General features: G+C 65.0%; 15 protein-coding genes. 10 read left to right on the forward strand and 5 right to left on the reverse strand.

The window, feature by feature from the left end; genetic code table 11:
* Window positions 1–11: 11 nt before the first annotated feature.
* On the reverse strand, window positions 12–1,277 hold the full coding sequence (locus GV832_RS01715; protein ID WP_168773072.1) for an extracellular solute-binding protein: 1,266 nt from the start codon (window positions 1,275–1,277) through the stop codon (window positions 12–14).
* A gap of 368 nt (window positions 1,278–1,645) precedes the next feature.
* Between GV832_RS01715 and GV832_RS01720 the strand changes: the two genes are divergently transcribed.
* From GV832_RS01720 to GV832_RS01735, 4 genes are all read left to right on the forward strand, one after another.
* Window positions 1,646–2,587 carry an ArsR/SmtB family transcription factor gene (locus GV832_RS01720; RefSeq protein WP_168773073.1) on the forward strand — a complete coding sequence of 314 codons (942 nt, stop codon included), beginning with the start codon at window positions 1,646–1,648 and terminating at the stop codon, window positions 2,585–2,587.
* Between the two features lie 77 nt (window positions 2,588–2,664).
* On the forward strand, window positions 2,665–4,179 hold the full coding sequence (gene arfA, locus GV832_RS01725; RefSeq protein WP_168773074.1) for an arabinosylfuranosidase ArfA: 1,515 nt from the start codon (window positions 2,665–2,667) through the stop codon (window positions 4,177–4,179).
* Between the two features lie 113 nt (window positions 4,180–4,292).
* Window positions 4,293–7,043, forward strand: coding sequence for a methyl-accepting chemotaxis protein (locus tag GV832_RS01730; RefSeq protein WP_168773075.1), 2,751 nt, complete (start codon window positions 4,293–4,295; stop codon window positions 7,041–7,043).
* Window positions 7,043–8,521, forward strand: coding sequence for a chemotaxis protein CheW (locus tag GV832_RS01735; RefSeq protein WP_168773076.1), 1,479 nt, complete (start codon window positions 7,043–7,045; stop codon window positions 8,519–8,521). Before GV832_RS01730 ends, GV832_RS01735 begins: the two co-directional genes overlap by 1 nt.
* Here the strand turns inward: GV832_RS01735 and GV832_RS01740 are convergent.
* From GV832_RS01740 to GV832_RS01750, 3 genes are all read right to left on the reverse strand, one after another.
* The gene (locus GV832_RS01740; protein WP_168773077.1) at window positions 8,518–9,192 is read right to left on the reverse strand and encodes an ABC transporter ATP-binding protein; all 675 of its coding nucleotides are present in this window, start codon (window positions 9,190–9,192) and stop codon (window positions 8,518–8,520) included. The genes GV832_RS01735 and GV832_RS01740 overlap by 4 nt on opposite strands.
* Window positions 9,185–10,462: a lipoprotein-releasing ABC transporter permease subunit gene (locus tag GV832_RS01745; protein ID WP_168773078.1), complete on the reverse strand. Its 1,278-nt coding sequence runs from the start codon at window positions 10,460–10,462 to the stop codon at window positions 9,185–9,187. The genes GV832_RS01740 and GV832_RS01745 overlap by 8 nt, the downstream gene beginning before the upstream one ends.
* 140 nt (window positions 10,463–10,602) lie before the next feature.
* Window positions 10,603–11,253 carry a ThuA domain-containing protein gene (locus tag GV832_RS01750; RefSeq protein WP_168773079.1) on the reverse strand — a complete coding sequence of 217 codons (651 nt, stop codon included), beginning with the start codon at window positions 11,251–11,253 and terminating at the stop codon, window positions 10,603–10,605.
* Between the two features lie 101 nt (window positions 11,254–11,354).
* Here GV832_RS01750 and GV832_RS01755 point away from each other — a divergent pair, with 101 nt between their 5' ends.
* Window positions 11,355–12,140: a hypothetical protein gene (locus GV832_RS01755; RefSeq protein ID WP_168773080.1), complete on the forward strand. Its 786-nt coding sequence runs from the start codon at window positions 11,355–11,357 to the stop codon at window positions 12,138–12,140.
* A gap of 166 nt (window positions 12,141–12,306) precedes the next feature.
* Window positions 12,307–13,002 carry a hypothetical protein gene (locus GV832_RS01760; RefSeq protein ID WP_168773081.1) on the forward strand — a complete coding sequence of 232 codons (696 nt, stop codon included), beginning with the start codon at window positions 12,307–12,309 and terminating at the stop codon, window positions 13,000–13,002.
* A gap of 36 nt (window positions 13,003–13,038) precedes the next feature.
* Here the strand turns inward: GV832_RS01760 and proS are convergent, their stop codons facing one another.
* A complete protein-coding gene (gene proS, locus GV832_RS01765; protein WP_168773082.1) occupies window positions 13,039–14,376 on the reverse strand; it encodes a proline--tRNA ligase in 1,338 nt (445 codons plus the stop codon).
* A 134-nt stretch (window positions 14,377–14,510) separates the two neighbouring features.
* Between proS and GV832_RS01770 the strand changes: the two genes are divergently transcribed.
* From GV832_RS01770 to GV832_RS01785, 4 genes are all read left to right on the forward strand, one after another.
* On the forward strand, window positions 14,511–16,289 hold the full coding sequence (locus GV832_RS01770; protein WP_168773083.1) for a methyl-accepting chemotaxis protein: 1,779 nt from the start codon (window positions 14,511–14,513) through the stop codon (window positions 16,287–16,289).
* A gap of 1,645 nt (window positions 16,290–17,934) precedes the next feature.
* Window positions 17,935–18,999 carry an AI-2E family transporter gene (locus tag GV832_RS01775; protein WP_168773084.1) on the forward strand — a complete coding sequence of 355 codons (1,065 nt, stop codon included), beginning with the start codon at window positions 17,935–17,937 and terminating at the stop codon, window positions 18,997–18,999.
* On the forward strand, window positions 18,996–19,646 hold the full coding sequence (locus GV832_RS01780; RefSeq protein ID WP_168773085.1) for a P-loop NTPase family protein: 651 nt from the start codon (window positions 18,996–18,998) through the stop codon (window positions 19,644–19,646). Before GV832_RS01775 ends, GV832_RS01780 begins: the two co-directional genes overlap by 4 nt.
* Window positions 19,647–19,676: 30 nt before the next feature.
* A complete protein-coding gene (locus GV832_RS01785) occupies window positions 19,677–21,845 on the forward strand; it encodes an RNA degradosome polyphosphate kinase (protein WP_168773086.1) in 2,169 nt (722 codons plus the stop codon).
* Window positions 21,846–21,928 lie beyond the last annotated feature (83 nt).

A 21,928-nucleotide genomic window follows, 5' to 3' on the forward strand; every position in this document is an offset into this window, starting at 1 on the left:
GGACGGCAACGTCACATTGCGTTCAGTTCTTCCTGAATTTGCTTGGCGGCATCCATCGGGTCGAGCTCGCCGTTCATCGCAGGCGTGATCGCATTGCCCGCGGTGTCAAAGAGCGGCGAGGCCACGCCCGCATTCACCGACTTCGGGTCGAAGACGGCATTGGCGGTCAGGGGCTGATAGGTCGCCTGGGGCTGCATGGCCTTGTATTCCGGCGTCTCGGTCACGGCCTTGTTGGCCGGAACGTGACCCGCCGTCGCCCAGAAGAGCGAGTTGTCGGCCATGAACTTGATGACTTGCAGCACGGCCGCATGCTTCTCAGGCGAAACCTCCTTGCCGGCATTGGCCGGGATGGCGAAGGTGTGGCTGTCCGAATAGGTGCAGGTCTTGTCGAAGAGCGCCGGGATCTCGATGGCGCCCCAGTTGAAGAGCTTGCCCTGCTTGTTCAGGTCGTCCATCGTCGGGACTTCCCAGACGCCGTTGATCATGAAGGGCGCCTTGCCGGAGGTGAACAGCGCAACCGTCGTCGGATAGTCGGTCTTGGCGGGGTTCCAGCCCTCCTTGACCCAGGTCGAGATGACGTTGATCGCGGTGCCCAGCTTGTCGACGCTGTCGCCCGGGAACCAGTCGCCGTCATTGCCGATCTGGCCGCCCTGCTGGCAGAGAAGCGAATAGACGGTGCGGAAGGCAAAGCCGCCGTCGGCCGTCACCTGGACGATGGGCCATTCGTTGCCATCGGCCTTCAGCTTGGCGAGCGCCGCGTTGAAGTTGTCGAGCCCGGTCAGCCCGGTGGGCAGGCCATCGGCGCCGATCAGGCCGGATTTCTCAAGCAGGTCCTTGTTGTAGTAAAGGACGATCGGATGGGTGTCGAAGGGCACGGCATACTGCTTGCCATCGACCTGCACCGCGTCCCAGGTGGCGGGGGCGAAGCTGTCGGCCGAGAGCCCCATGGCCGCCATGTCATCGGCCGTGATCTCGGCGATGGAGCCCTGGCTCACGCCCAAGGGCAGGCGCGAGGCGTGATAGGTCATGACGTCCGGCCCCTCGCCCACGGCGGTCGAGGTCTGGACCTTGGAATAGAAGGGCGTGCCCCAGTCCAGCGTCGTGGCCTGGATCTCGACGGTGTCCTTGTTGGCGGCGTTGAAGTCCTCGATGAGCTTCTTCATCCGCACGCCGTCACCGCCGCCGAGGAAATCCCACCAGACAACGGTTTCCTTGGCCATGGCGCCACCAGCGACCATGACAAGACCGAGCGCTGCCGCGCCCAAAAGCTTTCTCATTCTTGTTCCTCCCTCGCGTTGCAGGGTCTCCCCCGGCGCCCGAACTCCTCGTGACCTGCCGGCGCGCGCAGGACGTTCCCCCGGGACCTTGCCCATCTGGTGTGCGGATTATGAAGCCCAGCGGCCATCTGTCAATCGGGTTTTTTGATATACATCATGATCCATGATTTTATCAGGCCGACCATGGGGATTTCCATGGGAAACCCACCGGGACAGGCCGAATCATGCAGGATCACTCAACCCATGATAGCTGTTTTTCCGATCTTTGCAGCATTTCCCGCGCACAACCTTTGACCAAACCTGATTCTCTGATACACACTTCTGTCATGCCGGGCAGGTTTCCCGGGAAGCCGGAGGCCAAGACCCTGATGAGCCGCAATTTTCTGATCATCGACCCCTCCGAGGGCATCGAGACGCTGAAGGCGCTGGCATCGAAGGTGCGGGTCGATATCCTGAAACTCCTGGCCGACCAGGGGCCGCAGAACGTCAATGCCATCGCCGGCGCGCTGGACCTGCCGCAGTCCTCGGTCTCGGCCCATGTGCAGATGCTGGAGGAAGCGGGGCTGATCCGCACCGAGACGCAAAGGGCGAAGAAGGGCAACCAGAAGGTCTGCCACACGCTCTTTGACGAGATCATGGTGATGTTCAAGAAGGACCCCGCGACCAAGGGCTCGAACACGGTCGATGTCGCCATGCCCTTGGGGCTTTACACCTCTTGCGAGGTCTCGGCACCTTGCGGTCTTTGCGCACCCGAAGGCATCATCGGGCTCCTGGATGTGCCCGATACTTTCCTTGACCCGCGCCGCATGTCGGCGGGGCTTTTGTGGTTCACCCGCGGCTTTGTCGAATACCAATTTCCCAACAATGTCAGGCTGATGGAGGGCGAGATCGAGCAGGTCGAGTTTTCGCTGGAACTCTCCTCCGAGGCGCCGGGGACGGAGTCGAACTGGCCCTCGGACATCACTTTCCTGGTCAACAATGTCGAGATCGGGACCTGGACCTCGCCGGGGGATTTCGGCGATCAGCGCGGGATCTACACGCCCTCCTGGTGGAAGCTGAAGGGCAGCCAGTATGGCATGCTGAAGTCGGTTTCGATCAATGCCGAAGGGACTTTCGTCGACGGCGTCAAGATCTCTCCGGTGGCGCTGAAGGATGTCGACCTGCCCGCCCATCGCTCGGTCCGCTTCAAGATCGAGGTGCGCGAGAACGCCCGCCACCCGGGCGGCGTCAACATCTTTGGTCGGGGCTTCGGCAACTACGACCAGGATATCGTGATGCGGATGACAGCGGCGGGCCGCCCTCAGGCTTGACGAGCTACCCGTTTTTCTGATGTATACCAGAAAAGCAAATACGCCGGAGTCTCCGGCCCGTTCGAGGAGGGACGGCCATGAAAGCTAAAGTCACCGCGCATCGCGATTACACCATCGCCAAGATCGACGACCGGATCTATTCCGCCTTCCTGGAGCACCTGGGCCGCGCGATCTATACCGGCATTTATGAACCGGGCCATCCGACCGCCGACAAGAACGGCATGCGCCAGGACGTGATGGACCTGGTCCGCGACCTGAAGATTCCTTACGTCCGCTATCCCGGCGGCAATTTCGTCTCGGCCTATAACTGGGAAGACGGCATCGGCCCACAGGACCAACGTCCGACCCGGCTGGACCTCGCCTGGCATACCTCCGAGTCGAACAAGGTCGGCATCCATGAGTTCATGGACTGGTGCGACAGCGCGGGCACCAAGGCGATGCTGGCCATCAACCTCGGCTCGCGCGGATTGGATGAGGCGCGGAATTTCGTCGAATATGTCAACGGCCCGACCGGCAGCCACTGGGGCGACCTGCGCAAGAAGAATGGCCGCGAGGCGCCTTGGGATGTGCGCATGTGGTGCCTGGGCAATGAGATGGATGGGCCCTGGCAGGTCGGTCACAAGACGGCGGAGGAATATGGCCGCCTGGCGAATGAGACCGCCAAGACCCTGCGGGCCTTCGACAAATCACTGGAGCTGATCGTCTGCGGCAGCTCGAATGCCGATATGAAGACCTATCCCGAATGGGAAAGGATCGTCTTGGAGCATACTTACGAGTCGGTCGACCTGATCTCGCTCCACATGTATTTCGCCAACCGCGCCAAGAACACCGCCAACTACCTGGCCTTGAACGCGAAACTGGACAATTACATCGGTACGATCGAAAGCGTCATCAATCTGGTGAAGGCCAACAAGCGCTCCAAGCGCGATGTCCATATCTCGTTTGACGAGTGGAACGTCTGGTATCACTCCAATGCGCAAGACCGCGCGATCCTCGAGGGCAACTCCGGCTGGCCCCATGCGCCGCGTCTCTTGGAGGATATCTACAACTTCGAGGACGTGCTGCAGGTCGGCTGCATCCTGAACACCTTCATCCGCAAGTCGAATGTGGTGAAGGTGGCCTGCATCGCCCAGCTGGTGAATGTCATTGCCCCGATCATGACCGAGCCGGGCGGCGCGGCCTGGCGGCAGTCGATCTATTACCCCTATTACTTCGCCTCGATCTATGGGCGCGGCAAGGCTCTGCAGCTGGCTGTCACCTGCCCGGGCTATGACGCCGATGTGGCCGACAATGTTCCTTTCATCGACATTTCCGGCACCCATGACGAAGAGGCCGGCACGCTGAGCTTCTTTGCCGTCAACCGCCATGCGACCGAGAGTTTCGAGCTGGACCTCGCCCTTCAAGGCTTTGGTGCGGCCACGGTGATCGACCACCAGGTGATGACGCATTCCGACCTGAACGCGGTCAACTCGCTGACCGACCAGGCCGCCGTCGTGCCGCACAAGGGCTCGGGCGCGCAGGTCGCCGATGGACGTCTCCAGGCCAAGTTGCCGCCGCATTCCTGGCAGATGATCCGCGTCAAGCTGGCCTGACCGCTCCCCCTGCATGATCAGGGCCTCCGGGAGACCGGGGGCCCTTTTGCTTTAGGCGACCATTAAGCTTTCTGTCCTAGCGTCGCGACAAACTTTGCGAGGACAGTGCCCCGATGTCGTTCAAGCTCAACCAATCCGAAGAAGCAGGCCTGCTGGCGGCCTTCACCGCGACCCATGTCATCTTGCGATGCCGGGCGACGGATGGTGTCATCCTCTCGGCCAATGCCAAGGCGGTCGAGGTCCTGTCGAAGACCGGCCCGGCCGAGGGGCGGCTGATCACCGAGCTGTTCCGCGAAAGCGACAAGATCGAAGAGCTTCTGACCGCCGCAAGTCAGGGCCAGGCCCAGAGTTTCGTGGCCCATGCCGTCGACGAAACGGGCTTCGCCACGGTCCAGGGCCATGCGATCCCGGCGGGCGAGGAGGTGGTCATCGTCGTCGGCCGTTCGATGGTTCTGGACAGCGAATTGCAGGGCTGGCTCGATGCCGTCAACCGCACCCAGGCCGCGATCGAATTCACGCCCGATGGCAAGGTCTTGCGCGCGAACGAGAATTTCCTGAACCTGATGGGCTACGAGATCGAAGAGATCCTTGGAAGGTCCCATGCGATCTTCTGCCGCGACACCCATGTCAACTCGCCCGCCTATGCCGACTTCTGGGACAGGCTCGCCCAAGGCGAGGTCATGGATGGCGAGTTCGAGCGCATCACCAAGTCGCGGCGCCCGGTCTGGATCCGCGCCAATTACACGCCGATCCGCGACGAGGCGGGCCGCGTCATCCGGGTGGTGAAATTCGCCATGGACGTGACCGCCGCGAAAGTGGCCGCGACCGAGGATGCCGGCAGGCTCCAGGCCTTTGGCAAGGCCATGGCCTTCATCGAATTCGACCCGGACGGCAAGGTGATCACCGCGAACCAGACCTTCCTCGACCTCATGGGCTATGCCGAGAAGGACATCGAGGGTCAGCACCACAAGATCCTTTGCGAGCCGGAATACACCCGCAGCCCCGCCTACAAGGCCTTCTGGAAGAAGCTCGGCGAGGGCGACTTCGAATCGGGTGAATTCAAGCGGCTGCGCGCGGATGGCCAGCCGGTCTGGCTGCGTGCCACCTATTCGCCGATCCTGGGGCCGGATGGCACGCTCTCGCGCGTGGTCAAGGTCGCGATGGACGTCACCGAAGAGCGTCGCGCCGCCAATGATCGCTCATCGCGCTGGGAGGCGCTGTCCAGGGGCCGCATCGTGGTCGAATATGCGCCAAACGGCGAGATCACCCGGGCCAGCGCTTCTTTCGTCGACCTGGTCGGCCTGCCCTTGAACGAGATCGTGGGCAAACCCGCCTCCCGCTTCTGGACGCGCGACGGCAAGGCGAACCCTGATTTCGCGCGCCAGTGGGAAGAGGCCAGCCGCCTGGGTCATTCCGGCGAGGTGCGGCGCTATCGGCCCGATGGGCAGGATTTCTTCCTGCAAACGACGCTGGTGCCGGTCAAGGATCTCGACCACGGGCTGGCCTATGTGCTGGAAGTGGCCGATGACATTTCCCAGCGTCGCCGCCAGATCGCCGACTACGAGGGCAAGGTCCGTGCCATCGATCGCAGCCAGGCCGTGATCGAGTTCGACATGAACGGTAAGGTGCTCGCGGCAAACCAGAATTTCGTCGATTTCATCGGCTATCCCTTGGACAAGATCATCGGCCAGAATCACCGCATCTTCGTGCCCCGCGACATGGCGGAGTCCGAGGCCTATCGCAGCTTCTGGGCCAAGCTCGGCCAGGGGGAGTTCGATGCCGGCGTCTATCTGCGCATCGATGCCCAGGGCCGCGAGCGCTTCATCCGCGCCAGCTACAACCCGGTCTTCGATATGGACGGCAAGCCGCTCAAGGTGGTGAAATTCGCGACCGACATCACCGAACAGCGCCAGCGCGACACGGAATTCGCCTCGAAGTTCCAGGCCATCGACCGCAGCCAGGCCGTGATCGAATTCGACCTCGAGGGCAATATCCTCACCGCGAACGAGAATTTCCTGCGCGTCTCGGGCTATTCGCTGCGCGAGATCAAGGGGCAGCATCACGCGATGTTCTGCACGCCCGAACATATCCGCAGCCAGGAGTATCGCGATTTCTGGCTGGACCTTGGGCGCGGCCAGACACGCCACGGCCGTTATCACCGCGTCGGCAAATATGGCCGCGACCTGTGGATCCAGGCCGCCTATTCACCGCTTCTGGATCATCACGGCAAGCCGGTGGGCGTGATCAAATATGCCCATGACATCACCGACCAGGTCCAGCTTGAAAACCTGATCCGGGAAAAGGCCGCCGCCATGCAGGGCTCGGTCGACAAGCTGACCGGCTCGATCAGCCATATCAACGGTTCGACCCACCTGGCGAAAAAGCTCTCGACCGAGACGAAGACCAATGCCTCCACCGGGTTCGAGGCGCTGAACAACGCCATCTCGGCCATCGAGCTGATCGCCAAGTCCTCGTCCGAGATCGCGGAGATGGTCAAGGTCGTCTCGGACATCGCGAATCAGACGAATCTGCTGGCCTTCAACGCCGCGATCGAGGCGGCGCGGGCGGGGGAATACGGGGTGGGCTTCTCGGTCGTGGCCGACGAGGTGCGCAAGCTGGCCGAGAAATCTTCGGCCGCGGCCATGCAGATCAGCCGGATGATCGGGGAAAGCACCAGCCGCGTGAACCTGGGCACCGAAAGGTCCGATGCCGCACGCCAGGCCTTTGGCCGCATCGTCTCCTCCGTCGAAGAGACGGCGCGCTCGATCGACGACATCTCGACCTCGGCGCAAGAGCAAGAGACCGTCAGCCGCGAGGTCGTGGGCCAGATCTCGACCCTGGCCGCGGTGACCAAGGTCGCCTGATGGACACGTCTTTCCCCTCCGGCGCCGGGACCCTGCCCGGGGAAGCGCTCCCTCTGGCGGCAGAAGAGGTGGCCGATCAGGCCGGGGGCCGCCCCGACGGGAACCGGCAACCCCAGCCGGCCGCCTCGGTGGCGCTGATCGACTGCGGCAACAAGGTCATCGGCGTCGAGGTCGTCCATGTCCGCGAGGTCATCCCCGAACCGCACGAACTGCAACCCCTCGCCTCCTCCGGGCCCGGCGTCATCGGCTGCCTGGCCCTGCGCGGGCTTGCCGTGCCGGTGGTGGATTTCGCCGCGCTCCTCGGCTGGCCCGCGACTGCGCCCGGCATCCTCGTCGTCCTGCGGATCCAGACCGGCCTCGTCGCCTTCCGCGCCCAGGCGACGCGGCGCATCGTCCTGGGCGACCACATCCGCTTTCAGGACATCGCCACCGCCGCAACGGGGCGGGAGGAGCAGATCTTCCCCCGCCTCGGCCTGATCGAGGATCTGGCCGTCGCCATGCTGGAGCCCTCTGCCCTGATTTCCCTCGGCATCCCCGCCACCCGTGACCAGCGCGCGACCGCAAAGGTCAGCGACATCTCGGAACAATACCTGCTCTTCGAACTCGACGGGCGGGATTTCGTCCTGCCCGTCGCGCGGGTCCATGGCACGGTCCCCGAGACAGAGGTCGGCGGCGCGACACTGGTCTCGGGCCCCTGCGAGGGGTCGATCCAGCGGCTTGACCTTGAAATCGCGCTGATCAACCCGCTCTTGATGTGCGGGATGCCGCATCAGGGCAGCCGACCCAAGGCGGCCGGGGCCATCGTGCTGAATTTCGGCGGAGAGAAGCGCCTGGCCCTGCGCGCCGACCGGGTGCGCGACATCATCCAGATCAAAAAGAGCCTGATTTCGCCGATGCCCCGGGTCCTGGCCCGGCGCGGCGACCTCTTCCTCGGTGTCGTCCCCGTCGCCGAGGACCGCTGGTATCACGTGCTGGACCCCGACCGGATCATGCAGGACCCCGCCTTGGGCGCCTTCGCCAGCCTGACGCGGCGCAGCGGCGCGGGCCAGGCGCAGGGCGCCCGCATGCGGGGGCGGCGCGGCACGGCGCTCTTGTTCCGCGCGGGCGGCGATTTCTCGCTGCCCATCGACTCCGTTGAAGAGATCGTCGGCCTGCCGCAATCCGTGATCGACACGGATTCGCAAGGCCTCCATCTCTGCACCATCTCGCATCGCGGCGGGCTCTTGCCGATCTTTGCCCTGTCGCAGATCCTCGTCGGCGGCAGGGTCGATTTCGGACCGCTCTCCGCCGTCATCGTCGTCCGGGTCGAGGGGGAGAGGATCGGCCTCGCGGTCGAAGAGATGCTGGCCATCGAGCGGGTTGGCTTCGTGGAGCACCCCGATGGCCGCCCCGAGGGCATGGTCGAACGGCACCAGCCCGACCGCATCCGCAGCTTCAGCCTGGTGGAGCTGGACCAGTTGGCAAGCTGGACGGCCTAGACGATCCTTCCCTGGTCCAGCCGCAGCTGGCGGTCCATCCGCGCCGCCATCTCCATGTTATGCGTGGCGATCAGGGCGGAGAGCCCGGTCTCCCGCACGATCTCCATCAGCACGGCAAAGACATGGGCGGCGTTTTCGGGGTCGAGGTTGCCGGTAGGCTCATCGGCCAGGAGGAGCTTCGGCCCATTGGCCAGGGCCCGGCAAAAGGCCACGCGCTGCTGCTGGCCGCCCGAAAGCTCGGCCGGACGGTGCCCGGCGCGGTCCAGGACGCCGACCCGTCCCAGCAAATCCCGTCCCCGCGCCTCGGCCTGGGCCTTGGGCACGCCATGGGCGAGCTGCGGCAGGACGATATTTTCCAGCGCGGTGAACTCGGGCAGAAGGTGGTGGAACTGGTAGACGAAGCCCACTTCGCCGCGCCGCGCCGCCGTGCGCTCGCGGTCCGACAGGCCGCCCATGGCGCGCCCCCCATAGGTCACCGTCCCCGCATCGGCCTGATCCAGAAGCCCCGCGATGTGCAGAAGCGTCGATTTCCCCGCCCCCGAGGGCGCGACCAGGGCCACGACCTCACCGGGCGCAAGCCGCAGGGAGGCCCCGCGCAAGACCATGACTTCGCCGGATTTTCCCCGGTTGTAGCCCTTGTCGATCCCCTCCAGAACCAGCGTGTCACTCATGGCGCAAGGCCTCCACCGGGTTCATCCGCGCGGCACGCCGCGCCGGGAAGATCGTGATGACATAAGAGAGCCCAAGGGCCAGCCCGGCAGCCGAGGCAACGTCCCCCAGCTGCAACTGCGCGGGCAGGTTGTAGATCCCCCGGATCGAGGGATCCCAGACCCCGCCGCCCGACCAATAGTTCACAAACGAGAAGATCGGGTCGATGTAAAGCGCAAACAGGCATCCCAACACCACCCCCGCCACGGTCCCGATGGTCCCGGTAAAGGCGCCGCAGAGGAAGAAGACCCGCAGGATCGAGCCCTCGGTCAGCCCCATGGTCCTGAGTATCCCGATATCGCGGCCCTTGTTCTTGACCAGCATGATCAGGCCCGAGACGATGTTCAAGGTCGCCACCGTCACGACGATGGAGAGGATGATGAACATGACATTGTCCTCGATCGTCAGGGCGCGCAGGAAATTCCCGTAGCTCTGCTTCCAGGTCCAAAGGCTGCCATTGGGGGAAGTCGCGCCCAGAAGCGGATCGGTCATCGCCTCGACATGGTCGGGGTCCGCCACCATGACCTCGATCTCGTCGGCCTGGCCCTCGCGGTTGAAGAAGCTCTGCGCCTCGGCGAAGGGCAGATAGACCCGGACCTTGTCGATGTCGAAACGCCCGGCCGTGAAGATATAGACCACCGGATAGGCCTTGACGCGCGGCGCCTGGCCGAAGGCGGTCTTGGGCCCGTCCGGAGAGATCAGCTTGACCTTGTCGCCGATGCCAACACCCAGGGTCCGCGCCAGCTCCGACCCCAAGGCCACGCCCTGGTCGTAATCGGCCAGCGAGCCCTGCGCCTTGGAGCCGGTGCCGATCCGGGGCAAGGCCTCCAGGTCGGCCTTGGCCATGCCATGGACATCCCCCGCCGCGACCTGGTCATTGGCCGAGACCATGACCTGTCCCCGCACCATGGGCGCGGCATAGGTCACCCCCGGCACGGTGCGGACCTTTTCGGTCAGGGCGGCGTAATCGGTGAAGCCCCGGATGAGGTTGCCGTTTTCGTCAACCTCTCCAACCGGATAGACCGAGACATGGGCATTGGCGCCCAGGATCGTATCGACAAATTCCGCCCGGAACCCGGCCCGCACGGCGAGCGTGACGACCAGGGCAAAGACCGCGACCGTGATGCCCAAAAGCGTGATCCAGGTCATGACCGAGACCCCGCCCTCCGCCCGCCGCGCCCTGAGATAGCGCCAGGCGATCAGGAATTCGAACCCCGAGAATGGACGTGTCATGCGGCCTCCGACTTTGGCCGCGACCTTGGCCCCAAAGGTGCCGAAAGGTCAAGCCGGGCCCCATGAACCCTGCGTGACCTCGTTTTCATCTTTTCATAAATATCCTGCAGGGGGTTTGGGGGATGCAAAATCCCCCAATCTCAGCGTGCCGCCCAGAGCATCCCCCGCCGCAGCATCTCACGCGGGGCGCCATGGTCGATCACATTGGCCTGGTGACCCAAGGCGTTGTAATAGACGCAGCCCTGGCCCCACATCTTGGTGAAGACCACGGGCATCTGCACCGGCCCATTGGCCGCATGGGGGCCGTCCACCAGGGGGAAGTCGCAGACCGCATGGACCTTCACGGCCGGGTCGACATGCAGGTAATACTGTTCCGTCTTGACGCCGAAATCGACGATGCCCGCGACGACTTCATGGTCCGAGGTCACCCGGACCTGGTATTCCACCCCGTCATTGCCCGGATGCGCCACCCATTGCGCGCCGGTCATGAATTGCCAGAGCACATCGTTGCGGAAGGCGTCGCACATGCCGCCGTGGCAGCCCGCAAGCCCCGTCCCCGCCGCCACCGCATCGGCGACGGCCTGGGACTGCTCTTTCGCAATTGTGCTCATGGTCCAGACCGGGACGATGAGGTCGAAGGTCTTGACCCGCTCCGCATCGTCGAAACAGGAGAGCGTGTCATGCACCTCGACCCCAAAGCCCGCCGCGCGCAGGTCCTCGGCGAACAAAGCCGCCACCTTGTCGGGCTGATGCCCGTCCCAACCGCCCCAAGTGATCAGTGCCTGTTTCATGGTCCCCTCCGTTTGGGCGAAAGGAAACGCGGAAAAGCGCGGGAAGTCCAGAGCTTGCGGGAGGTGCATCCATCGCCTAGCCTGACGCGAAAGGAGAGATCATGCGGCAAATGTACGAGATCGGGTTCCGCCTTTTGGGTCGCGCGGCCGGGCTGCTGGTGATTTGGGCCATCTTGCGGCTCTTGCTGTCGGTTTTCCCGCTTTTTCGCGGCATGATCCAAGGGAACCTCTTCGGGGATCAGAGCTTGACCCTGGTCCTGGTGCTGAACTCGGCCCTGGCCAACCTGCCGACGGCGTTTCTGTGCCTGGCGATCCAGCGCCACCTGGTGCTGCAACGGCCGCTCTTGCCACGCAGCTTAAGGGATCTGAGGCCGCTGGGCCGGGTCTGGGTGCTGCTTGCCCTTCCGGGCCTGGTCGTCACGCTTTTGCAGAGCTTTGTCATGAGCCAGGTGGGTCTTGGGTCTTTTACCTCTTTTGCCTTTGGATTCTACGGCCAGTTGCTCCAACTTGGCTTCGTCCTCCTCGGGCTGGCTCTGGCGCTGGTGCTTTGGCCGGCCCTGCCCGCCCTTGCGACCCAGACCGAGACGGGGGCGCTGCCGATCCTGCGGCTTTGGCTGGGCAAGGGGATCTGGCGGCTCTTGGGTCTGGCCCTGGCGGGGCCCCTGGTCATCGCCCTGGCGGCCTTTGTGCTGCTGCAGGTGGCCGTGATATCCCTGACCGCGCGCTTTTTCGGGTTCTCGATGGCCTATATTGTTTTCAACAACCTGCCCGGCTTGGTTGCCCTTGGACTGGCGCTGGTCTTCGGCCAGGCCGCGCTTTTCGTTTCGGCCCGGCGGATCGACCGGGGGCTCGACCCCTCGTTGCGGCAGGCGGCGGTCTTCGACTGAACCCAAAGGAGAAGGGGAGGGCCAAGCCCTCCCCTTCACGGCTTTTCTCCGGATTTCGCTGTCGCAAAATCCGGCTGTTGTCGCGGGGGCGGGCCTTGGGTCCGGGGGTTGACGGCGGGGCGGCCTTAGCATTCTCTTTGGGCAATATCAAGCCCCCGAGGGAATTATGTTTTCGATCTATGCCATGACCGCCGATTGCCTGCGCAAGAACCCGGTCTTCTACGCGATCGCTGCCGTTGTGTTGTCGCTGCCAAGCCTCTTGTCGATCAAGGAGAGCTATTACCTCGGCCCCTTGCTGATCGGGACCTTTGCCCTGACCCAGGGGCTTCTGGGCCATATGCTCAAGCAGGAGCCCCTGTTGGCGGGCTTCTCGAAGTCGATGCGCAAGGTGATCCTGCCGGTGCTGTTGCTTGTGGTCCCGCCCATTGTCCTGGCCATCGGCGCGGCCATGGTCCTGGCCGGCGGCACGCCGACCGAGGTCTTCCTCGGCACCCTGTTCACGGCCTGGTTCGCGATTTCCCTGCTCTGGACCGCCCTGTCGGGGATGGCGCTTCCGGCCGCGGTCGCCGGAGAGAGCTTCAGCCCCGGTCAGGCCTTTGCCCGGGCCGGGCGGACGGCCTTGCCCGTGCTGGGCGGGCTCTTCATCGGCCCAATCCTGAGCACGGTGGTGATCGCCGTCCTCTTGATCACTTTGTTTTTCCTGACGGGAAGCGCGGCCTGGATCGACTCCCCCGTGCCGTTCTTCGCGCTGAGCATCGTGTCGAACCTGGCGACCCTGGTGATCTTCACCCTGGGCGTCGCCGTCCTGGTCCGGGCCTGGTCCTTGCGCATCGCCCCGCCCTCGGTGGCCGAGGTCTTCTGACGACCGGGAGCCATAGGCTCCCGGTCAGCGGGCCGCTCAGCGACCGGCGTAGATTTCCGCGATGCGCTCGACGGCGGCTTCGGGGGTCAGTTCCTCCGAGACGCCCGTGCGGCGCGAGGTCAGTTCCACGACGCCATTGGCCAGGCCGCGCGGACCGACCGTGATGCGCCAGGGCAGGCCCACCAGGTCCATGGTGGCGAACTTGGCGCCTGCGCGCTCGTCACGGTCGTCGTAGAGGGGCTCCAGGCCCTTGGCCAGGAGCGCCTTTTCCAAGGATGCACAGGCGGCGTCGGCGGCGGCGTCGCCCTGCTTCAGGTTCACGATGCCGACCGGGAAGGGCGTCACGCCTTCCGGCCAGATGATGCCTTTGTCGTCGTGGTTGGCCTCGATGATCGCGCCCAGAAGACGCGACACGCCGATGCCATGCGAGCCCATCTCGACCGGGACCTTCTCGCCCTTGTCATTGGTGACCACGGCGCCCATGGCTTCGGAATACTTGGTGCCGAAATAGAAGATTTGACCCACTTCGATGCCACGGCCCACCTTGCGGTGTTCCTCGGGGATCTGCTCGAAGAGGCCAGCGTCATGGGTTTCGTCGGTGCGGGCGTAAAGCGTGGTGAACTCGGCGCAGACGCCGGCCACCTCGGCGCGGTCGTCGTAATCGACCTCGCGGGAGCCCAGTTTCAGGGCAGTGACGCGGTCGTCGTAGAAGACCTCCGACTCGCCGGTCTGGGCCAGGACCAGGAATTCATGCGTGTTGTCGCCGCCGATGGGACCCGAGGCCGCCCGCATCGGGATCGCCGTCAGGCCCATCCGCTCATAGGTGCGCAGGTAGGAGACCATGTGGCGGTTGTAGGCATGGAGCGCCGCGTCGCGGTCGACGTCGAAGTTGTAGCCGTCCTTCATCAGGAACTCGCGCCCCCGCATGACGCCGAAACGCGGGCGCATCTCGTCGCGGAACTTCCACTGGATGTGGTAGAGCGTCAGCGGCAAGTCCTTGTAAGAATTGACATGGGCGCGGAAGATATCGGTGATCATCTCTTCGTTGGTCGGCCCGTAAAGCATCTCGCGGCCCTGGCGGTCCTTGATGCGCAGCATCTCCTGGCCATAGTCGTCATAGCGCCCGCTCTCGCGCCAGAGGTCGGCCGGTTGCAGCGTCGGCATCAGAAGCGGGATGTGACCGGCGCGGACCTGCTCTTGATGCACGATCTCCTGGATGCGGTTCAGGACGCGCAGGCCCAAGGGCAGCCAGGAATAGATGCCCGCCGACTGCTGCTTGATCATGCCGGCGCGCAGCATGTAGCGGTGCGAGACGATCTGCGCCTCGGCGGGGTTTTCTTTCAGGACGGGCAGGAAATAGCGCGACAGACGCATGAGGGCCTCCAGGGTTTGCAACGTTCCTAGCGGGTTGACAGGGGGCAGGCAAGTCAATGGGGCCGGGTTAACCGGGTTTCAAGGAATCAAGGCCATCTTGCCCTTGCGTGTTTAGCCTTGTGATGGAGATGCCAGTGCAGCGTTCGAAAACCAGGCCGGGCCTTGGCCTTTCGTTGAAGGGGCGGTTGCGCCTTGCCGGATTGGTCACCCTGATCGGGCTTGCCTTGACGTTCATCGCCGGTGAGGTCGGCCTGTCGCGCAGTTCCTCCGGGCTGGACCATGCCACGATCTCGACCCGGGCTGTATTGCATTCGATGAACGGCGACATGATGCATGATGCGTTGCGCGGCGATGTGCTGAACGCCATGCTCAAGGGTCCGATGGCCCCGGCAGAGGTCAAGGATGCGATCCGCGCCGATACGACCGACCATGCCAAGATCTTCGTCGACGAGATTGCAGCGCTGAAGCTCCTGGATCTCGATCCAGCGACCCTGGCCACGGTCGCAGAGGTCGAACCCCTGGTTCAACGCTATGCCGCTGCGGCGGAAGGCGTGGTCGCGGGCGCACTGAAGGTCTTTGGGGGCGGCGATGCTGCCCTGCCGGAGTTCGAGGCCGCTTTCCTTGACCTTGAAGTCAAGATGGAAGCCCTGGGCGAACAGATCACCAAGGCGGGGGAGGTCGCGGGGGCAGAGGCCTCGGCGACGGTCGATTTCGCGCTTCAGATCATGATCGCGGCGGCCGGGGTTTCGGCGGTGATCCTCGTCGTGTCGAACCTGGCCCTGGGACGCTCGATCTCGAAACCCTTGCAAACGGTGCGTGACGATCTGCGCAAGATTGCCGAAGAGACGATCGGCTCGCAGGAAGCGGCCAAGGGCATGGACGAGCTGTCGGGCATCGCGCATTACCTGGCCCTGGTGGCAGCGCGCCTGCGCGAGGCGCTGGAGATGGAGGACAAGATCTCCCGCGCCCAGGCCGAGAGCCACAGCGTGGTGACCGCCCTGTCGGTCGGCCTGTCGCAGCTGTCTTCGGGCAATGTGAGCCATGCGATCAGCGATCCCTTCCCGTCCGAATACGAAGGGCTGCGGGTGAATTTCAACCAGACGGTGAGCCGTCTTGCCGAATTGATCAGCCGGGTCGTCGCCTCGTCGCGCGCCATTCGCGTCCAGGCGGACGAGATCAACGCCGGGACCGAGGACCTGTCGCGCCGCACGGAGAACCAGGCCGCCACGCTGGAAGAGACGGCGGCGGCGCTGGACGAGCTGACGGCCTCGGTGAAATCGGCCGCCAACTCCGCGCGCGAGGTCGAGCAGATCGTGCAGTCGGCTCGGCGCGAGGCGGAGGAAAGCGGCAAGGTCGTGGGCACGGCGGTCGAAGCGATGAATGGCATCGAACGCAGCTCTGACCAGATCAGCCAGATCATCGGGGTGATCGACGACATTGCCTTCCAGACCAACCTTCTGGCGCTGAATGCGGGGGTCGAGGCGGCACGGGCGGGCGAGGCGGGTCGCGGCTTCGCGGTCGTGGCCAGCGAAGTCCGGGCCCTGGCGCAAAGGTCCTCGGATGCCTCGAAAGAGATCAAGACGCTGATCAGCACCTCGTCGCAGCTTGTCGGGCGCGGCGTGGATGCCGTGGGATCGGCCGGCGAGGTATTGAACTCGATGGTGGCCCGGGTGGGCGACATCTCGCAACTGGTCACCTCGATTGCCGGGGCGGCGCAAGAGCAGTCGCTGGGCTTGGGCGAGGTGAACCTGGGGGTGAACCAGCTTGACCAGGTGGCGCAGAAGAATGCGGGCATGGTCGAGCAGTCGATGCTGGCCACGCAAAAGCTGCGGGATGAGGCCGTGGCGCTGGATCGGACGCTCAGCCAGTTCTCCTCGGGCCAAGCAAGCGAGGGCCTGCGCCGCGCAAGTTGAGATTGCGGTCTCCGGACGCGCGTTGCGGGCCGCGGGCGTTTGGGCCACGGCTTGAATCGAAATCCCTGGGCTGCCGGATCCCTGGCATCGCCGCCTGTCTGGGGCCACCGCCCCCGGATCAGCACTTGCGGTCGCAGCTTGAAGCCCGGTCGTGGCCTCGTCACCTCCGAGCCCATTCCTTCATGCCTCGCGTCTGGCGGACTATTCCATGGCGCAAGTCACGGGACAGTTGTGAGGGCCGAGCGCGAGCGGTGGGTTCACGGCCCACTCCACTGGCGGATGGGCAAATGACGGGGGCGTCAAGCCACATTTGCGGGAGACCTTCGCCGAAGCCCGGCCCTGCCCCCCCGGCAAGGCCGAAAGCTGCCAGGGCGATGCTGCGCGGAAGCCAGAGCTTCCGTCAGTCCCCCCGGACCAAACCGGAGGGGCATGGCGGCGACCTTTCGGCCAAGTCACCGGCAACGTCGGGCCGCAGCCCCCTGCCCTCCGCGCGCGGCCGCCCCCGAGTGGAGGGTATTTCCCAATCCCCGCCGACCCCATCGCACGGGGCCACCCGACCTCGTTTCCGAAGCCCCGGATGCCCCCCGCACGGGCGAGGTGCAAGCAGGCCAAGGCGACGAAATGCCTGGGGGAAATCCCGGATGCTCCCACGCGGGCGCGAGGCGCAATACGCAGCAGGGCATCGAGGCCACGCCATGGCGCGGATGCCTCCCCGCACGCGTGAGGTGCAAGCGGGCACGGCTGCTGATGAAAGCAGCGGACCCCGATGCCTCAACGCGCGGGAAGAAGGACGTTTAAGCGTGATGTAAGCTGTCCAGCCCGGTGCGGATGCCTCCACGCGCGCGGGTTGCAAGACACGACCTGGGGGACCGTGTGGAAAGGGCCGGGCGGATGCCCCCAACGCTCGCGGGAGGTGCAAGAGGACGTAGCTCAACACATAATTAAGCCCGCCCAAGCGGATGCCCCCCATGCGCGCGGCGCAAAGCCCTCGACATCAACCACAGCCCCACGGCCAGCGATGCCCCCTACGCGTGCGCGGCGCTAGGGCTTGGCCTGGGGCGGATTGACCTTTGTGACCCAGCGCCCCCCCGCGCGCTCGGCGCTAGGCATCCATTCCTGTCACGCTGCGGTCATCTGGGCCGCCCCCCCCGCGCGCGCGCGGTGCAATCGGAGTTTATGAGTTTCATCGCGGGCGTCCTGATGATGCCCCCACGCGCGCGGTGCAATCCGGGGTGTTGATGCCTTGCGCAATCAGGCGCAGGGATGGGGCCCCACGTGCGCGCGAAATGCAGGGGCGTCTTGCTTCAGGCCGTCGGGGCGCGGCTGCCGCACCCCGCTGGCGCGAAATGCAATTCGCATGACGATCGCAATCCCCCCCCCACGCACGCGCGACCACTCCGTCAGCGCCAGGCTGGCCGTGCAGGACAGGGTCCTCCCCCCACGCACGCGCGGCCACTCCTCCACAAGGTCCCCCGGTCCTTCTTCCCGGCCCTGGCTTTCCCCGCGCCGGGTGCCTGCCACGCCAAGCCGCGCGCGTCGAAGGCCGCCCCCTTCCGACGGGGCCCAATCGCGCCCCCTTTCCAGCCGCACCCTTGCATCGCGCCAGCGCCAAGGCGATATCTGCCAAGGACGCAACAGGGGGCCCATGGTGCCGATCAACTTCCACGGACGTTTCTGGGCCATCGTCGCCCTGGTCTTCTTCCTGGCCCTCTGGTTCCTCGGGCCCGTGATGCTGCCCTTCCTCGTGGGCGGGGCCATCGCCTATTTCCTCGACCCCGTCGCCGACCGGCTGGAGCGCATGGGCCTCTCGCGCATTGCGGCCACCGCGCTCATCACCCTGGCGGCCCTTGTGCTCTTCATCCTTTTGGTCCTGGCCGTCATCCCCATGCTGGTCAGCCAGCTCACCGCCCTGATCAACGCCGCGCCCGAGATTTCGGCCAAGCTCACCACCCAGCTGATCACCCAGTTCCCCGAGCTTTCCGACAGCACCTCGACCATGCGCCAAACCCTGGCCGAGATCGCCCAGGCCATCCAGGCCAAGGGCGGGAGCCTGGCGCAGGGGGTGATCTCCTCGCTTCTGTCCGTCGTCTCGGCACTTCTCTTCATCGTCATCGTGCCCGTCGTGGCCTTTTACCTGTTGGTCGACTGGGACCACATGATCGAACGCATCGACGGGCTTCTGCCCCGCGCCCAGGCCCCCACGATTCGCCAGATCGCGCGCGAGATCGACTCGGTCCTTGCGGGTTTCGTGCGCGGACAGGTCACGGTCTGCCTGGCGCTCGGCGCCTATTACGCCACGGCGCTCATGGCGGCGGGGCTGCAGTTCGGCCTGGTGATCGGAGCCTTCGCGGGCGCCATCACCGTCATCCCCTATATCGGCTCGCTTCTGGGCGGCGCGCTCGCCATCGGGCTTGCGCTTTACCAGTTCTGGGGCGATTGGCTGCAGATAGGCCTCATCGCCTTCATCTTCGGCTTTGGCCAGTTCATCGAGGGCAATGTCCTGACCCCGCGCCTCGTGGGCAAATCCGTGGGCCTGCATCCGGTCTGGCTGATGTTCGCGCTCTCGGTCTTCGGCGGGCTCTTCGGCTTTGTCGGCATGCTGGTCGCCGTGCCCCTGTCGGCCACGATCGGCGTGCTGACCCGCTTCGTCATCGCCCGTTACCAGGAAAGCCGCCTCTACACCGGAGACACGCCCGGGGATGAGCCTTGAACGGACAGCTGACCTTTGACCTGCCCGCGCTGCAAGCCTGGTCGCGGGAGGATTTCGTCGTCTCGCCGGGCAATGCCCTGGCGCTTGCGACGCTGGAGGGCGATTGGACCAACCGCCGCCTGATCCTGACCGGGCCGCCGGGCTCGGGCAAGACGCATCTGGCCCATGTCTGGGCGGCTGGTGCCGAGACGATCTGGCTCGACCCCCGCGACCTGGGCCCCGCGCTGATGGTCCTGCCGCCCGAGGCCCGGGTGGTGATCGACGACGCCCACCGCGTCACCGACCCCGAGGCGCTCTTTCACCTCTGCAACCGCCTGAACCGGGGCGCACTTTTGCTCACCGCGCCAGAGCCGCCGCGCGACTGGGTGCGCCTGCCCGACCTTCTGTCGCGGCTCCAGGCCTCCAGCCTCGCCCGGATCGAGCCGCCCGACGATGACCTGCTCTCGGCCATCCTGGCCAAGCTCTTCGCCGACCGCCAGGTCGAGGTGCCCCCCAACCTGATCCCCTATCTTTTGCCCCGGATGGAGCGGTCGGTCGAGGCCGCCCGCCACCTGGTCGGGCTCCTCGACGCCCGCTCCCTGGCCCAGCATCGCCCGATCACCCGCGCTTTGGCCGCCGAGGTTATGGACACTGAAGCCGCAGAGTGAAAGGATCGCGCCAAAAGAAGGCGCCAGACCATGACCCAGGCCGATTTCCTCAAAGCCCCCTTTCCGCAGCCCACGACCTATCCCGCCGCCGAGACCGCAGGCCCCAGGCGCTTCTTCAACCGCGAGCTCTCCTGGCTGGCCTTCAACTGGCGCGTGCTGGAAGAGGCCTCGAACCCCGCCGTGCCGCTCCTGGAGCGGCTGCGGTTCCTGTCGATCTCGGCCACCAACCTGGACGAATTCTACACGGTCCGCGTGGCGGGGCTGATGGCGCAGGTCAGGAACGGCGATGCGATGCTGTCGGACGATGGCCGCACGCCCTCCGAACAGCTCTCGCTGATTCACGAGGATGCGCGGCGGCTGATGCAGATGCAGCAGTCGGTCTTCAACAAGCTGAAGCGCGAGATGGAGAGTGAGGGAATCACCATCCTGACGCGGTCGAAACTGACCGTCCGCGATTTGAAGGTGCTGGAGGAGAACTTCCTCTCCAAGGTCTTCCCCGTGCTCTCGCCGCTTGCCATCGACCCGGCCCACCCCTTTCCCTTCATCCCCAACACCGGCTTTTGCCTGGCCCTGGAGCTGGAGCGCCTGTCCGATCGCCGCAGCCTGAAGGCGCTCTTGCCGATCCCCCAGCAGATCGCGCGCTTCGTCCCCCTGCCCGGCAAATCCGGCGAACACCGCTTCCTGCCCCTGGAAGAGCTGCTTCTTCTCCACCTCGACATGCTTTTCCCCGGCTATACCGACCGCGGCCACTGCATGTTCCGGGTCCTGCGCGACAGCGACCTGGACGTCGAAGAGGAATCCGAGGACCTGGTGCGCGAGTTCGAGACCGCGCTGAAGCGCCGCCGCCGGGGGGAGGTGATCCGGCTGAAGCTCTCGGCAGGCGCGCCGCCCGACCTGCGGGCGCTGATCATGGAGGAGCTTGGGGTCTCCAAGAACGAGATGGTCGAGGTGCGTGGCCTTCTCGGCGTCGCGGACCTGAAGCAGCTTGTGCTGAACAGCCGCCCCGACCTGTTGTGGCCGCCCTTCACGCCGCGCGTGCCCGAGCGGGTCAGCGACCACAACGGCGATATCTTCGCCGCGATCCGGCAAAAGGACATGCTGCTGCACCACCCCTATGAGACCTTCGACATGGTCATCCGCTTTTTGGAGCAAGCGGCGCGCGACCCCAATGTGCTCGCGATCAAGCAGACCCTCTACCGGACCAGCCACGACAGCCCCATCGTCTCGGCGCTCTGCGAGGCGGCCGAGAATGGCAAGTCGGTCACGGCGCTGGTGGAACTGAAGGCCCGTTTCGACGAGGCGGCGAACATCCTCCAATCCCGCCGCCTGGAGCGCGCGGGGGCTCATGTGGTTTACGGGTTTATCCACCTGAAGACGCATGCGAAAATCTCGACCGTGGTGCGGCGCGAGGGGGATAACCTGGTGACCTATACCCATTACGGCACCGGCAATTACCACCCGATCACGGCGCGGATTTACACCGACCTCAGCCTCATGACCTGCGACCCGGGACTGGGGCGCGATGCGACCAAGGTCTTCAACTACCTTTCGGGCTATGTGCAGCCGCAAGGTTTGGAAAACCTCGCGATTGCACCGATCAACCTGAAGTCGCGGCTTCTGGAAATGATCGCGGCCGAGGCGGAGCATGCCAAGGCGGGGCGGCCTGCGGAAATATGGATCAAGATGAACTCGCTCTTCGAGCCCGATGTCATCGACGCGCTTTATGCCGCAAGCCAGGCCGGGGTGAAGATCAGCCTGATCATCCGGGGCATCTGCGGCCTGCGTCCGGGCATCAAGGGCCTGTCCGAGAATATCCGGGTGAAATCGGTCGTGGGCCGCTTCCTGGAACATTCTCGCATCGTTTGTTTCGGCAATGGCCAGGGCCTGCCCTCCAAGGCGGCGCGGGTCTTCATGTCCTCGGCCGACTGGATGGACCGCAACCTCTCGCGCCGGGTCGAGACCCTGGTCGAGATCCACAACCAGACGGTGCGCAACCAGATCATGGGCCAGATCATGGCGGCCAACCTCGCCGATGAGGCGCAGGCCTGGGTCCTGGCCCCAGATGGCGCCTATACACGCGACCTGAAACCCGCCGACCGCAGCCTCTTCAACTGCCACCGCTTCTTCATGGAGAACCCCTCGCTCTCGGGTCGTGGCACGGCGGGGGCCAAGGATGTGCCGAAACTGGCCGGAGAGTAGGGTGGGTGAAACCCACCACGCCCGCAGCGGTGGGTTTCACCCACCCTACGCGATTGACCCGTGGCCTACTATCGGCCACACCT

It is taken from the genome of Stagnihabitans tardus (assembly GCF_009925085.1).
GTDB lineage: Bacteria > Pseudomonadota > Alphaproteobacteria > Rhodobacterales > Rhodobacteraceae > Stagnihabitans > Stagnihabitans tardus.